12 protein-coding genes are annotated in these 15,657 nt (G+C 52.9%); 1 reads left to right on the top strand and 11 read right to left on the bottom strand.

The genetic code is table 11. The features are described from left to right. Nucleotides 1-176: 176 nt before the first annotated feature. From ACN0XZ_RS08305 to ACN0XZ_RS08320, 4 genes are all read right to left on the bottom strand, one after another. Nucleotides 177-1,289 carry a glycosyltransferase gene (locus tag ACN0XZ_RS08305; RefSeq protein ID WP_417457265.1) on the bottom strand — a complete coding sequence of 371 codons (1,113 nt, stop codon included), beginning with the start codon at nt 1,287-1,289 and terminating at the stop codon, nt 177-179. 98 nt (nt 1,290-1,387) lie between these two features. Continuing rightward, a complete protein-coding gene (gene prsT / locus ACN0XZ_RS08310) occupies nt 1,388-4,213 on the bottom strand; it encodes an XrtA/PEP-CTERM system TPR-repeat protein PrsT (RefSeq protein ID WP_417457267.1) in 2,826 nt (941 codons plus the stop codon). Between the two features lie 4 nt (nt 4,214-4,217). Beyond that, nucleotides 4,218-5,615, bottom strand: coding sequence for a TIGR03013 family XrtA/PEP-CTERM system glycosyltransferase (locus ACN0XZ_RS08315; protein ID WP_417457268.1), 1,398 nt, complete (start codon nt 5,613-5,615; stop codon nt 4,218-4,220). A gap of 145 nt (nt 5,616-5,760) precedes the next feature. Beyond that, entirely contained in the window at nt 5,761-6,618 is an 858-nt protein-coding gene (locus ACN0XZ_RS08320) for a nicotinate-nucleotide--dimethylbenzimidazole phosphoribosyltransferase (protein WP_417457270.1), read from the bottom strand. A 185-nt stretch (nt 6,619-6,803) separates the two neighbouring features. Here ACN0XZ_RS08320 and ACN0XZ_RS08325 point away from each other — a divergent pair, with 185 nt between their 5' ends. Then, the gene (locus ACN0XZ_RS08325) at nt 6,804-9,185 is read left to right on the top strand and encodes a hypothetical protein (protein ID WP_417457271.1); all 2,382 of its coding nucleotides are present in this window, start codon (nt 6,804-6,806) and stop codon (nt 9,183-9,185) included. Between the two features lie 97 nt (nt 9,186-9,282). Here ACN0XZ_RS08325 and ACN0XZ_RS08330 read toward each other — a convergent pair whose 3' ends face one another. The 7 genes from ACN0XZ_RS08330 to ACN0XZ_RS08360 all read right to left on the bottom strand — a co-directional run bounded on the left by ACN0XZ_RS08330 (nt 9,283) and on the right by ACN0XZ_RS08360 (nt 15,620). Continuing rightward, entirely contained in the window at nt 9,283-9,684 is a 402-nt protein-coding gene (locus ACN0XZ_RS08330; RefSeq protein WP_417457272.1) for a helix-turn-helix domain-containing protein, read from the bottom strand. 257 nt (nt 9,685-9,941) lie between these two features. After that, a complete protein-coding gene (pepN, locus tag ACN0XZ_RS08335; protein ID WP_417457273.1) occupies nt 9,942-12,566 on the bottom strand; it encodes an aminopeptidase N in 2,625 nt (874 codons plus the stop codon). A 2-nt stretch (nt 12,567-12,568) separates the two neighbouring features. Continuing rightward, nucleotides 12,569-13,060: an Lrp/AsnC family transcriptional regulator gene (locus ACN0XZ_RS08340; protein WP_417457274.1), complete on the bottom strand. Its 492-nt coding sequence runs from the start codon at nt 13,058-13,060 to the stop codon at nt 12,569-12,571. Between the two features lie 119 nt (nt 13,061-13,179). Next, nucleotides 13,180-13,647: a DoxX family protein gene (locus tag ACN0XZ_RS08345; RefSeq protein ID WP_417457275.1), complete on the bottom strand. Its 468-nt coding sequence runs from the start codon at nt 13,645-13,647 to the stop codon at nt 13,180-13,182. Then, complete coding sequence (locus ACN0XZ_RS08350) at nt 13,640-14,425, bottom strand: putative DNA-binding domain-containing protein (protein WP_417457276.1); 786 nt, start codon at nt 14,423-14,425, stop codon at nt 13,640-13,642. Before ACN0XZ_RS08350 ends, ACN0XZ_RS08345 begins: the two co-directional genes overlap by 8 nt. Then, the gene (locus ACN0XZ_RS08355; protein WP_417457277.1) at nt 14,379-15,257 is read right to left on the bottom strand and encodes a DUF692 domain-containing protein; all 879 of its coding nucleotides are present in this window, start codon (nt 15,255-15,257) and stop codon (nt 14,379-14,381) included. Before ACN0XZ_RS08355 ends, ACN0XZ_RS08350 begins: the two co-directional genes overlap by 47 nt. An 84-nt stretch (nt 15,258-15,341) precedes the next feature. Further along, on the bottom strand, nt 15,342-15,620 hold the full coding sequence (locus ACN0XZ_RS08360) for a DUF2282 domain-containing protein (protein WP_417457278.1): 279 nt from the start codon (nt 15,618-15,620) through the stop codon (nt 15,342-15,344). Nucleotides 15,621-15,657: the final 37 nt, after the last annotated feature.

A 15,657-nucleotide genomic window follows, 5' to 3' on the forward strand; every position in this document is an offset into this window, starting at 1 on the left:
GAGGACACTGATCATTAACACCCGATTTTTACGCCACACATGCGCCGCACTTTCGCGCACACATACGCCACACTTTCACGCACACTTGCGCCACAGGTACGCAGCACTTATGCCACAGCGTGATGGATAAGAATACAACTTCCAGCCAGACCCTATTTTCTCGTCCCTTTACCAGATCATTTTTTGGGCTCAGCAGAGCCTGCGATGGCACGCTCAAAGATTTCCTTTTGCGCGAGGGATATCTCTCTCCACCCGAACTTCTCCGCGTATCGCCTTGTTTTTTCACGGTCTTCTGGGGAGGCCAGCACCCGCTGTATCGCGCCCGCATAAGCTTCAGGGTCGCTTCCATCCACCAGACGTCCTGCTTCCGGGCAGGTAACGAGGTCAAGCGCCCCCGCAACAGCGCGCGACACGACAGGTGTACCACAAGCCATTGATTCCAATAGAACATTGGCCCAACCCTCCCGCTCGGACGGTAAGACCAACACGTCGGCTGCGGAGAATGCCGCAGGCATCTCTTCCGGCACCAACTTGCCCAAAAACCGGGTACGGGCAGCGATGCCCAGCCGTTCTACCTGGGCTTTCAAGTCGCCCAACAGCGGCCCCTCGCCCGCGATCACGGCTGTCACATCATCCAGTTTCGCAACGGCATCGAGCATGATGTCCACTCGCTTGCGCTCAATGAGCCACCCTGCAAACAGAGCAACTTTCCCGGAAATTTGCCATTTTTCCCGTGTCTTATTGCGCCTGACTTCTTTGAAACGCTCAGCGTCAACACCATTTCTGAGCGTGGTGATTTTGCCGGCATCCGCGCCAAAAGAGATCAATTCATCCCGCAGGGAGTTGCTGACACATATGGTGTGCGCCGCTGATTTTATGGCCTTCAGGATCTTGCGCCGAGGACCCGGCATACGGCCAATCTCGGTAACATCACTTCCCCTGGCGGTCATAACTACGGGGATGCCGAAGGCTTCCCCCAACTTCGCCGCCGCTACACCGTCCGGGTATAGATAATGTGCGTCGATAACGTCAATCTTCTCACCAGCTTTTAACCGGGCTTCAAGCGCACTTTTTGCGGCGCGGTATAGAAACCCTGGTGTGAGCGACATACCGATTTTGGGGACAACCAAAAACCGGGGATGTTCAACCGCTACGCCGTGCCGCGTCTCCTGCCTTGGGACCTCGGCAAACTTGCCGTATGAACCCCACATTTTTCCCCTAAACGGAAACCAGGGCACAGGCGCCATCACCGCGACGCTGGCATCTGTATCCTTCAACAGATGTCGCATACGTGTTTCGACAAACACCCCAAGCACAGGATCAACGGCATTTGGAAACAAGCTAGAAAAAAGCAATATGTTCAATTTATTGCTTTCCATTTTTAAAGTTATTCAAGAAGGTCGATCTGGCGTCTGGCCTCATCCGCTTCCTCAAAATTCGGATTAAGGCGAAGCGCTTGCTTGAGCGTCTCAAGCGCTTCTCTGCGGCGACCTTGTGTAAGATAGGTCATGCCCAGGTGATACCGATACAGTGCTTCCGCCGGGGCCCTTCTCGTGGCTTTTTCAAGCGCTTTTTCAGCCAGCGCGGAATCCCGCTGCGCCTGCAGCATCACCCAGCCATATATATCGAGAATGAAGGGATCTTCCGGCAGGATGAGATAGGCCTGTTTTGCAAGCGGTACGCTCCTGACGTTCCCAAGCCGCAGGTAGGCCCGCGCAAGTCTCGCAACAACATGGGCATCCGCAATACCGCCGCGCAACACTGCCTCATACTGATCCGTTGCCGCAGACGGAAGACCCGCGCGCTCAAAAAGGCCACCAAGTGCCATGCGCGCATTGCGGTCGGCAGGTGTGGTTTTCACAAAATCCTCAAGCTTTTCAATGGCCTGTTGCCGCTCACCGCTCTCTTCAAGCGCAGATGCCAATCCAACCACCAAATCAGATGTGGCCTCAATAGCAAGTGATTTTTCATAGGCTGCAATGGCTTCTTCCAGCCTGCCAGCACGCACCAGGGTGTCACCAATCAGGCTTGATTTGAGGTCTGCCGGTCGTGCGGAAACCTCCAGCCGCCCCATACCTCTGAGCGCCTCATTGTACCGGCCAGACAACGCATCCACAGCAAAAAGATACCATGCTAGCATTGCGTCATCAGGCTTGTTGCGCTCTGCATTGCGTGCACGTTCAAACGATATTTTTGAACCCGTGCTCAACCCCATTGAAAGTAGCGCACGGCCGTGCATCAGGTGGGCCTCGCCATCATCAGGGTTGAACGCAACGTAACGTGATAGTGGGCGAACCGCGATGCGCGCTTGGTTCAAGCGCAAGAGCAAAAGCCCCATACGCTTCAGGAGCACCGGGTTGTCAGCGGCAAGAACCGCGGTTTCCCGCGCCTGCTCAATCGCCTTGCTTGTTTGGCCCGCGATCGCAAGTGCATCCGCATAGTCCGCCAGCATCTCGGTCGCATTAGGCATAACACGCACCGCTTCGCTGAAGTAGGTAACCGCCTCTTCGCCTTTCTCCTGCCTCAGGAGCGCTCTACCGAGCATTGCCTTGGCCCGAGCATCCGTTGGTTGCGACTTCAGCAGGCTTTTCAGGTCACTTTCTGCGGCTGCATTTTGCCCGAGCTGTAGCTCAGCGAGCGCTTTGTTGCGAATAGCGGTGTAGTAATCGTCATTGCGGCTGATTGCGGCCCTAAAGCTCTCAAGTGCCTTGGCATACTGGCCTCGCTGATATTCTAGTGTACCACGCATGTTGTAGCCAAGGGCACGATCTGGCAGTGCGCTCAAAACCTTGTTGATGGTTAGCTCGGCCCCTTCATAATCACCGGATCGGAGCTGCATTCCCCCCAATACGCCCAGTTCTCGCGCATCCACATCCGTGGTTCTCGGATGCGTTAGAATAGCATCGTAAGCTGCCTCGGTATTCCCTGAAACATAGCGGGCGAGCGCGAGTTTCGAGGCAAGTCCGTCAACCAGTTCATCAGGTGTTTGTGTCTCATCCGCCGCGAGAAGCTCATAAAGCTCATGCCCCCGCTCAGGCTGACCGGAGGCCATCGAAGCAGCCGCTGCCATTGCGATAACACTCGGGTCCGGTTGCCCTATCTCGAGAAGCGGCTGCAAAGTACGATAGGCATCCTGCGGTCGCGACTGCCTGAGATAGGTTCCCGCCAGCGCCATACGCGCGGGCTGGTTTGCAGGCCGGGCGTTCAGCACTTTGGCCAGCTGATTTTCAGCCACGGCATAGTTTCCGAGCTGGAACGCAACAAGGCCACGAACATACATGGCGGGTAGATAGCTATCGGTGATGTTTCTGGCGCGGTTTAGAAGTGCGTTCGCTTCTTCAAATTCGCCTCTGCTAGCGTGAATAACACTGGAGAGATAAAGCGCCATTGGATAGTTAGCGGATACACTATAGACCGCATCCAGATACTGTTCCGCTTGATCTAAAGCTCCTTGATCGATCCGGATCGAGGCCAGCTCAAGATTGGCCATAATATTGGCCGGGAACAACCGCTGTGCCTCCAGAAAATGCTGCTCCGCCTCATCCATTTTACCGAGATAGCGATCAATCAGCCCCCATGTATACTGGACCATGGTATTGTCACGGCCGTATTCAGCCGCTTTGATGATCATCTCCTCCGCCGCGAGAAGCTTTCCTTCCCGCATATCAAGCCGCGCAAGCCCCAGATAGGCCTGGAAGCTATGATCGCCCTGCTTTTGAGCAAGCTCATAATTCCGCCGGGCTTCCTTCGTGTTCTTGAGCGCAAAGTTGGCATCGCCCGCAATTATATAGGCAATTGTCTGCTCTTCTTTCGGAATGGTAATGCCGCGAATTGCAGCGAGCGCGTCAGCATATTTCCCCTGCACCAGCAATGACTTGGCGAAAAGGACGGCTGTTCCCGCATAATCTGCGCCAAGCCGACGGGCACGCTCGATAGACGCTTCCGCCGCGATGCCTGCTCCTGTTTCAAGGTAGGCTCGCGCCAGCAGAAGATAAAATTCGCTATCCGCGGACTCTTTATCTCGTCGCGCCTGCAGGAGATCGACCGCCTCCTGATATTTCTGCTGCTCCAACAGCGCACGAGCTTCAGGGTAGCTAGATTGCGCATAGGCTGTGGTCGATAACCCCAACAGCATCGCGGCCGCTGAAACGTGCGAGAGCCAAGTCTGCCCAATTTTGGGCGATCTGAACTGTCGGCCAAGAAGTGATGTCATGATGCTATCGAGCCCCGCTTGGAAATATAACCACCCGCACTGTTTGGAGAATAATCAACAAATCCAAAAACAGGGAGTAATTCTTAATATAATATAGGTCATACTCAAGTTTCCGCTTCGCGTCTGCAACAGAAGCTCCATACGGATACTGTATTTGTGCCCAACCAGTGATACCGGGCTTAACACAGTGCCGTTCTCTGTAGAGCGGTATTTCCTGCACCAATTGATCAACAAAATAGGGACGTTCTGGCCGAGGCCCAACAAAACTCATCACACCACTCAAGACATTGATAACCTGCGGCAGTTCATCAATTCGACTTTTCCGTAAAAAACCGCCAACCAGTGTTACTCTGGGATCGTTTTTTTGCGCCCACTGCGGCGCTCCCTCGGCCTCCGCATCCACCCTCATGCTACGAAACTTAAGCAGGTCAAAATACTCGCCATTCAGGCCTACGCGCTGTTGGCGATAGAATATAGGGCCCCGGCTAGTGATTTTCACGAGAATAGCTGCAATCAGCATGAGCGGGAGCGTAATAACGAGAAGGAGCAGACTCACACTGATATCCAGCAGCCGCTTGCCTATCCTTTCAACACCGGTTCCGCCCTTAAAACCATCAGAAAAAATTATCCACTCTGACTTAACGGAATTGACGTCTACATAGCCGCGTACCTGCTCATAGAAAGATAGCTTGTCCTTTACTTCCACGCCTGCGAGCTTACACGCAATCAATGCCTCGAGAGGAAGCCGCTGATCATTCTCCTCCGCTGCGATGATGATCATCTCAATTTCCCGCGAAAGCGCATAGGCATCCAGCGTGTTGATATCATCAAGCTTTATCGCTGTCTCAACCACCGGGTTTTGGTCCGGAAGGGCAATCACCTCAACGATATTTAAGCCAGACTCTCGTGAACGCTCCGCATATTGCTGTAGCTCTCTTGCAACCTCGCCAGCCCCAAGGATCAGGACTCTTTGCCCGATAAGATCTATGCGACCAAAGAGCTGAAATAAACCATGCACTGCAAAAATCGTGAACGCTGATAAAAGGAGCGCCAATAACAGAATAGAGCGCCATAGAGGCAACATGGGCAAAATATAGAGTACGGCGGACAGGAAAACGCCTGTCACAACTAGTGACACCGCCAGACGTAGTGAAAATACACGAAAATCCTGTATGGCATCAGCATGATAAGCTCCGACACCCAGCAGTGCGCAACTGCCAGCGAGAGGCACCAGTAATTTTGCAAACCACGCTTCAAGGCCAAGCCCAACAGACCACTCAAGCCCGATAGCAGCATAGCGCAAGTATTCAGCCAATACCACGCACAGCAGAATTGCGATAAGGTCAACTACGGCAAGCGTCAGCTTTACTGGCGACACATAGTGACGAAAAATTCGAACCATCCCGGCTTACCACCCCTTAACCAAGGCGACCTCCCCAACTAATTAACCCTAAGCGCTTGAATTTTAATGTTCAAGTGCTGGATCAATTATCCGCGAGAGAAGATCTGATATAGCCTGTGATGTCATCCACCCACCACGGCTATACTTAGCGAGTGGGCATGCTCGGCAAAAGGCAAGCTGCAGCCAAAACAGAAACAGCCGCAGCACTTGCACAACCGGGCCCTATTCCAATTGTCGGCCCGATGATAGGCTTCTTTCCTAATCTGTCACAGATAAGTAATTGCTCGTCATCTGTTGCTGCTGCCACCACGACGTGATCCGCCGAACCCTTGGCCATTTGCTCCAGAACCGCAATAGCAGCAAGACAAGCCCACCCTTCGGCCAGAACGGGCAACCGACGGCTGCGGGCTGCGATCAGCGCCCCAACAGCCCCGGCGATCTCACGGCCACCGTACGAGCGAAGCGCCTCCAGTGGGGCATATTCATCCTTCCCATCCGATAGCAAGCAAGCCTGCAACACTGCCTTCGCGGGTTCATCACCGCCAGGGGCGTATGTGGCAAGCCCCAGCAGGTCTCCGCCAGCGGCGGCGGCCTCCATACCAAAAGCAACAGCCGCCATGCATTCCGCCTCCGGCCAATCCGCGGCCGGGTCATGGGGCATTTCGGGCGCCATCTCAAGCGCACGCAAGCCAATACCCTTGTCTACGCACATCAGATTAACCGGTGCCCTACCTTTAGCCGTGGCGGCAATATACTCCTTAACGATCGCTGGGTCAGCCGCACCTTGATATGACGATGCAATGAAGCAAATATGGGTGTCTTTTGTCTTGGGCTCTGACTTACCCTGCCAAGCTGCCAACCATGCACCGAGCGCAACAAACCCGTCGTCCCGCCCCCCTAAATGCTGACAATTCTCCAAAAATTTCCGCTCGCCACAATCATCTTTTGCAGGAAATTGGGCAACAATGGAATTAAGGTCATCAAAGGGGCGGCCTGTTAACATGTTGTTTATAACCTGGTTTTACAATTAGAGTTGGTAATTTGCGGCACTTTGCCTGACTGCGGACTAGGCTATAACCTACGCAGAGGTGAGGCGCCATGGAAAATCTATTTGGCCCAACGCACACAAACATATAAACTCGGTCAAATTATATTTAATTTGTGCCGTTTAGGCCTAGGGTAACAGGTATGTTCAAAAGCAATAGATCGCTCGTGATTTCCACTTTGCTGACAGGTACCGCTGTCGCGACGGGAACACTGCTTTATGGTGTGTATCAAGGGGATGAAGAACTCAGCATCCTCGACGATACTCTACCACCGGTGATTGGCAACGGCCTGTTGCCGCCACCCGCGACCTATGTCATGACCACACCGCCACCGGTCGAGATCCCCGGTATTCGCCGTTTGCGTATTGTGCGCCCTGCTCTCGCAAACCCTGCTGTTCCTGGGTCGGATAGCGCACCACAGGTAAACGCTGCCGCTGAGCAGGCATCAGAATTCTACCTCACCGGCACACGCAGTGCAGACCTTATCCGGTCTCCTGTCGAGGCACGCATTGAAACATTCCCGACCGTTACGCTCGAGGAAGCTGTTGAGGGCGCTCTATCGGTTGATGAATGGGGTTTTCAGGTCGTTCAGTCCTACCTGAATCAAGCCATGGGCGACGATGAGGCCCTGAAGGCTCGTATGGAAGCCTTGCTCGAAAAAATTGAGGAAGCCGCAGGTGATTATGACCTCGCGACGATTTCTGACGCTGCAAACCTGATTATCGAGGCTGGCGCCCGCACACACTGGACCGCCTTCATGGCACCTTTCGTGCTTGATGAAAACTTCAAGCTGGCGGACGGTGCTATGGGCTGGGACCTCGGGCCAAGCAACCGGGAGCCATACGACAAGTTCACCCGCGTGGGCGCCGACAGCAAGATGCTTGTTGGTGAGGGCATGGAAGATGAGGCTGCTACAGGTGGCCCGTCCATCGTCTCGAACGGCGTGCGAAACGTTGAGCAATTTGTAGCTTCCAACATCCCTAACGGTCGGTACCGTGTTGTTATCCTCACAGCGCCTCGGCCCAATGGTCGTTCGCCGCTCTATCCGTTTGGGGTAGACGTGAAGCGAAACGGCGGCACAGTTAACATGGTTGATACCCGGGCAACAGACGATCTAGTGCCTGTGATGAAGCTCTCGAGCGGAGGCCCTGGGCGCCTATCGGATGCGCCATCAACGAGTGAGCCTGAAGGTGAACCCACCGCGCAAAATTCCACTGACTTTGAGTTCCAGCTTTCCGCCGATGCGCACGGATCGATAGTAGCTACGAAGGCAAAAGACCTTTCTGCCGCTCCGGCGCTTGCGCTGGGTGGTGGCATGATTGGTGGTTTTTCCTCTTCTATCCTCTCGGTGAGCGTATCAAAAACGCTGGATGACTTTGGCCCGTTCATGCAGGCAGATGGTGGCGGGGGCGGCGCACCCGCAGCTGGCCACATGCTTGTTACGCGTGCCGAGGTTGTCGATGGCACACTTCGCATCAGTTTCCGCCAACTTGGTGGGCAGGATACATATGTAACGGCAGTTATCATCTATCCTGAACCTTCAAACGACATCGAAGAAGAACTCGCGGAAGAGATCGCTGAGTTTATTGAGCGTATCGCACCGGCGGCAGGTGAAAACATCTCTGTTGAGCGAGTGCTCGGGATTGAAACACCAATTATCGACCCCGTAGCCGTGTTTGCTGACAACTCAGCTGGTTTGCCCACGACGGAGTCACAGGCGGCGACACCAACACCGGTGACAAGCTCGCCTGAACCAGAGCCTGAGCCCAGCCCAAATCCTGAGCCAGATCCGGAACCAACACCATCACCAACGCCTGCGCCGACACCGGAGCCGACGCCGCCACCTACACCTGCGCCGACGCCGGAACCAACGCCAGCACCGACACCCGCGCCAACGCCGTCGCCGACACCAGAGCCAACACCTGCACCAACGCCAGCTCCGACGCCGGAACCAACGCCCGCGCCAACACCGGCTCCGACACCAGAGCCAACACCTGCACCAACACCAGCTCCGACGCCGGAACCAACGCCTGCGCCGACGCCAGAGCCAACACCTGCACCGAAGGAGCTTATCGCTGACGCTGGTGTTTATGATCCAATTCCGCTTGGTGAGGACTTCACGCTTGATGGCTGCGGCACAACCTTTGAGGCGGAACTTGTTTGCCAGCTAACTGACAATGCGGATTTCGATCTCGTGTGGATGTTGGGCGACCAGATTATCGGTACAGGCACGAGCTTCCTTGTTCAAACTGGCGCGGGAACGCTGTTCACCCGCACAGGTGACTATGAGGTAAGCGTGAATGTTCGTTATGATGGACGCTTTATCAATGATGGTGAAACGTTCAACGTTATCACCGGCGGCAGTATCTTCTTGCCAGGCGACATGATCCTGACGAGTCTGGACACCGCGATTATCAAGATATTTACGGTGCCGGAGCCCGCAGGCTTCCTACTTCTCACTCCTGGTCTTATCTATATCGCGCGCCGTGAACGCGAAAAGCGAAAAGCCAAGAAGAAGACTTAGCTAGCCACACTTGATGGTTAATAAGAAAACGCGGCGTACCCTAGGGTATGCCGCGTTTCATTTTCTACAGTGGTGAACTGTTTTTGGTCAGATTTAGCTACATGCCGTATTCATCAACACCGCTCGCGAGCAGGCGGGCAAGCCCAAGCACTTTCTTGCGAATGCGCGGGTCTGCAATACGGTAGTATGCCTCAACAAGCTCTTGAGTTTCCTGGCGCTCGAAGGCGTCAGCATCAAGGCCTTCGCTCGCGGCATTATACCCTGGCAGTTTGGTCTCAGCACCCTCAAAGAAGTAGGACACTGGCACATCCAACGTGGTGGACATCCGGAACAACCGGCTTGAACCTATGCGGTTGGTGCCACGTTCATATTTTTGCACTTGCTGGAAGGTAACACCCAACTCAACACCCAACTGGGTCTGAGACAAACCCAGCATTTTACGACGTGCGCGGACACGTTGACCGACGTGTACATCAATCGGATCAGGACTCTTATTCATATAACTCTCTCTCTGGTGATTGGCTGACCCCATTATAAGGCGAGCAATATGCTATCTCTAGTATATTATCTCACCCCGCAACCTCGTGCGAAGGCTGCAAAACCATTCTACATACATACAACCTAACAATCACTTAATATCAATCACTAGGCGATAATTGGTTGTTTACCTATACAGAAGGCGCTGAACGCCCTGCATTGAGCCCGGCATCTTTTAGGTATCGGCGCAAAACTGACGCGAATCACCCTGTCCTTGGGTTAAAGCGACTTCTCTACCAGTTCGCGAACATCATCGCTTTCCACTCGGCTTCTTAGTTGCTCAAGCTGGCCTTTCATCTTGACCTGTAACGCGTCTGGCAAGCGTCGCCATCTCCCCAATGGGGCCACAAGCCGCGCCGCCGTTTGGGGGTTGATCTGGTCCATCTTGGCGATCGTATCCGCCAGCAGTGTGTACCCTTCCCCGCTAGCATCGTGGAAACGACACTGATTGAGCATCGAGAACGTAGATATCAACGACCTCAGGCGATTGGGATTGGTATATTTGAATGCCGGGTGCCCCATCAGGTCACGAATTTTGCTCACAGCATCCGTACGTGTGTTCTGCGCTTGCAAGGCAAACCATTTATCGATGACCAGATCGTCTGCTTTCCACTCTTCGTAGAACGCAGACAGAAGTGCATCACAGGAGGCAACGTCGCTACTTGCTACAATAGCGAGTGCCGCGATTTTATCCGTCATGTTATCAGCTTGTCTGAGTTGTGCCGTCACAAGCTCTTCTGCCTGTGGCATGTGTGCGATGTAGCGCAAGAGAGCATTTTTCAGGCGCCTGTTAGCTTTGCTCTCCTTCGTTAGTGAGTAAGGCTCATGCGCAAGCTCACAGTATCGTTCAACAATCTGATCACCAAACCGCTGGGCGAGCACCTCCGTCACACCATGCCGGGCAATATGAATTTCTTGCGGCAACAAGGTTTCAAGCTGTTGCCCGAGCGAAATCTCAGACGGCAACGTCAAGAGTTCTGCCAACAAAGCCTGATCGGTTTCTCTATCCTCAATAAGACCAGTAAACGCATCCAGAATATACTCAGGAATATCACTGGGCTCAGCGGCCCCAGCTATGCAGGACTGCAGACAAACGCTGTAAAGTGATTGTGAAGCCTCCCACCGCGCAAAAGGGTCAGCATCAGCACGAACCAGAAGAGCCAGCTCTTCCGCATTCAGGTCATGTTTTAACGTCACAGGGGCTGAGAAGCCGCGCAACAGGCTGGGCACTGCACCCACTGGCACATCCTTAAAATGGTAATGCTGAACTGTAGACTTAACATCCAGCAGGCACCCTTCGGTCGTCCACTTACCACCAGAAACCACACTTGGTTTCACCTCGACACCGTTTTTATCAAGCCACCCTATCAAAAGCGGCATATGCATCGGGTGTTTGATCGGTTGTCCTGGTGTGGCAGCACAAGCCTGCTCAACAGCCAAGATAACATCGCTATCCTCAAAGGATCGCGTCACAGTTAATGTCGGTGTGCCGGCTTGCGAATACCAGAGACGGAACTGAGACAAATCCGTGCCGCTTGCTGCTTCCATGGCGACGACAAAGTCTTCGCAGGTAGCTGCCTCACCGTCATGACGTTCAAAATAGAGGTCCATACCGCGGCGGAAAGCATCTGCGCCAATAAATCGGTGCATCATGCGAATGACTTCCGCGCCTTTATTGTAGACCGTCGTGGTATAGAAGTTGTTGATTTCTATATAGCTCTCGGGCCGCACAGGATGCGCAAGCGGGCCAGCATCCTCCGGGAACTGAAGCATGCGTAGCGTGCGCACATCATCAAGCCGCTTAACCGCGCGCGATGTCATGTCGCTGGAAAATTCCTGATCCCGAAATACGGTGAGGCCCTCTTTCAGGCTAAGTTGGAACCAGTCACGACAGGTAACACGGTTGCCGGTCCAGTTGTGGAAATATTCGTGTCCGATCACACCTTCAATGTGGTCAAAGTCTGTGTCGGTCGCGGTTTCAGGGCTTGCGAGCACATATTTGGTATTGAAGATATTAAGGCCCTTGTTCTCCATAGCCCCCATATTGAAGTCAGAAACCGCAACAATGTTGTAAACATCCAGGTCATACTCAAGACCAAAAACCTCCTCATCCCATTTCATGGCTCGCTTAAGCGAGCCCATGGCATAATCACATTTGGCGATATCAGCTTTGGCCGCATAGATATTGAGCTCAACCTGCTGACCCGACTGGGTTGTATATGTGTCATTCAAGCAGGCAAGGTCTCCTGCCACCATGGCAAAAAGATAGCACGGTTTGGGGTGAGGATCGTGCCACTCTGCATAGTGCCTTCCCTCCTCAAGTGTACCGGAAGCGCCAGGATTACCATTGGCAAGCAAAAGCGGGAACTGGGTCTTATCTGCTTCAATCCTGACATCATAAGTCGTCAGAACATCCGGACGGTCGAGGAAATAGGTGATGTGCCGAAAGCCTTCCGCCTCACATTGAGTACAGAAGTTTCCGCCTGAGTAATATAGCCCCTCAAGGCGTGTATTTTCCTTGGGCTTCAGCTCAGTGACAATAGTGAGCGAAAACGCATCGGGCACATCATGCAGTACCAGACCATCATCACTCAGCGTATAAGCGCTGCCCGCAAGCCTTTCACCGTCGATGGCAACAGACACCAGCCTCATGTAAGGGCCACCATCAAGCACGAGGTCCGTGGCATCCCCTACTCTCCGCAAACGAGAGGTCGCGGTCACCTCTACCAACTCAGGATAGAGCTTAAATGTTAGATGAATACCCTCTATCACGAAGGCAGAGGGTTTATAATCTGCTAACTTGATTTCCTGTTTTGGCGCGACGGCCGCGGTTGATGCGTCCACGATCAGCCTCTCCGGCGCCGGGAACGGTTTGCGTCTATCGCGTAATCAAGCGGCAATGCAGTTGTATATTTGATGCGCTCCATCGCAAATGAAGAGCTTACATCAGTAAGCTGAACCTTCTTGATCAAGCTTTTATAGAAAGTGTCATAAGCAGCCATGTCAGGTACCACCACACGCATCAGATAGTCGATCTCGCCGCTCATGCGGTAGAGCTCTACCACCTCGGGGAACTCGCACACCAGACGCGCAAATTCATCCAACCACTCAAAGTTATGCTCGTTGGTGCGTATCGCCACAAATACATCAAGCGGCACATTGACCTTGTTGCGATCAACAAGCGCGACCCGGCGTGTGATATAGCCTTCCTGCTCAAGGATCTGGATACGTCGCCAACAAGGCGTTGTCGAAAGGCCCACAGCTTCCGCGATCTCCGCTGTACTCAGCGTCGCATCCTTCTGCAGAAGGTTCAGTATCTTGCGGTCAATTTCATCCATGATTATATGCTCCTACTCATGACACATCCCCGCGTCATTGTTTTTTCTGTATTAGCCGTTTTTTCTATTATTTAAACCAAAAAAAGAGCGTTCCTGCTAAGGAAACACGCTTTTTGACCCTAGGTTATTCTCGATTTGCCAAAATTGCGAAATAGAATGTGATCAAGGGACAAACGCCCCGGCCCTAACACAAATACAGCAAGGCCTGCAGCCAACCACAATATATGTTCAGCAAAAAGAGCGGGATAGACAAATATCTGGATCACGAGGGTCATACCAACAAGACCCAGCGCACTTAGGCGGGAAGCCAGTCCCACAATAAGAAGAATTGGCAAGAATGTCTCACCATACACAGCGAGTTGGGCCGCCAGCTCAGGGTCAATGAATGGCAGGGCATATTCGTCTTCAAACAGCGCCACAGTGATCTCTGACGGCTCCAGAAAGCCCCCAGAGACTTTTGTGCGGCCGCTCGCATAAAAGATATTGGCAAGCCAACACCGCAACCAAAGCACCAAGAAGTCCTGAGCGTTAAAGATGCTTGACCCGCGATCCATCAACCGCCGAAGACGGACAATATAACTAGCCACAAGCTTTCCCTTTCTTTTGGGCATCTATTGAAAGCAAACCCATTGCCGCGAGTTGATCGAAGGCATCATCACCGTCCGCAGCGGCAGGGCTTTCCTCCGAGAGCACCATTGCCAGATAATCCGTCAGCTCACCTGACAAACCAAAAAGCCTGACCTCCCCATTCGTCAACACCGCACAAGCACATTGGCCGCCCGATTTAACATGAACGGCTTCGGGCGGTATTTGCCCCGTACCTGCCATCCAGAGATTGAGAACGGGGAAAGCGCTGTCTACCATCCGCGCATTGGGTGACAAGCATAAAGGTCCATTTTTCAAAGCAGCGCGCAACGCTGTACTATCATGCGATCTTTGTTCCCGAGCATGTTGCAACTCATGAACTGCCCATTCAAGCGCCATGATATCAGCCAGATAAGGTATATTCTGCGCCGGTGAGAATGACCGGGCAAACGCAGGTACTCCTTGGCCATAAACACTAAGCACAGCTTCCTGGGGTGGTACTTCCAGTACATACCGCCTAAGCATACCTCCAAGGAATTCATCACCTACAAATGCCTGAGCAACCGGGAAAATACCAGCCAAGGCTGCTGTCAGGGTTTGACGGTAGTTATTGCCGTGAATTTTTAGGCGATCCGTAGCATTGAGAACGCCCGGCTCAAGTGCTGATATCAGACTATCTGAAGCCTCTCCGGATAATACGGCAGCCTTGAAGTCCCGCTGTAGCTCCAGCAAGTTAGGCATCTTCAAACGCCTTATTTTCGACAGCCATCCCCAATACATCAGCTGCCCGGTTTGCTTGGGCCAGAAGTTGAGGGAAAGGCGGGATATTACTGTCCCATTCAATCAATGTTGGTTTCCTGCCAATCCGCTGGATCGTTTCACGAAATAAATCCCACACCTCTTCACATACCTCTGAGCCATGGTCATCGATCCGGATTTCCCCCTCCCCAACATTCTTCAAAGTATGACCAGCGAGATGAACCTCACCAATCAAGTCAGCGGAGATAGCGCTGAGATATGTATGGGGGTCCCAATCCATATTGGAGCCCGAGACATAAACGTTGTTGATATCAAGGAGCAGACCACATTGTGTGCGGCTCGCCAGCTCACACAGAAAGTCAGGTTCTGCATATTCACTTTCGGTGAAGGACACATAGCTTGATGGATTTTCAATCAAGATTTGTCGCCCGAGCACATCCTGAACATGACTGATATTATCATGAAGTATCTGCATACATTCTTTTGTAAAGGGCAGCGGCAGCAGGTCATTCAGGTAGGTTCCTTCCTGAACAGACCACGCGAGATGTTCCGATACCAATACGGGATTATAACGTTCGACCACCTGCTTAAACCGCTCAAGATGCTTGGGGTTTATCCCCTCAGCAGAGCCGAGTGAGAGCCCGACACCATGAACTGATATAGCGTAATGATTGGCGATTTCTTCCAGGTAGCGATGATGTGCGCCGCCCTCGGACATATAGTTTTCCGCATGTACTTCAAAAAACGATAGCTTTGGCCGCAATGACAACACATCTGCATAGTGTTCGCTCTTCAAGCCAACACCAACTGGGGGGCTTTCCAGGTTTTGCCACCAGTCGCTCTCAACACTCATTTCTGCTCAGGCTCCAAAAAGGAAAACGCCGGGATACGCTGCCACGTGGCACTGTACCCCGGCGCTTCAATAACTGAAAAGCCTCTAGGACTTCTTGGGCTCTTTTGACGCACCGGCAATGCGATCACAAAGACCAGCTGGCACATAAACCCACTCTTCCGGATGCTGGTCTACAGAAGCTTGGCCCGCGCAGCTATGAGATGATGTGGCACAGTCGTTCATGCCTTTTGCCACAACGCCGTAGCATTTTTCTTTTTTGCCTTTTTTATCGTCAGCAGATGCGGAACCCGCCGCTACAGTCATGGCAAACGCAACAGCGCTTGTCGTTACAATTGCTGTTTTTGCAATTTTATTGAGTTTCATTTTGCACTTCCTCTGTTTTGTACTGAAGGGTGATAAT

This window comes from Kordiimonas sp., from assembly GCF_048264555.1.
Classification (GTDB): domain Bacteria; phylum Pseudomonadota; class Alphaproteobacteria; order Sphingomonadales; family Kordiimonadaceae; genus Kordiimonas.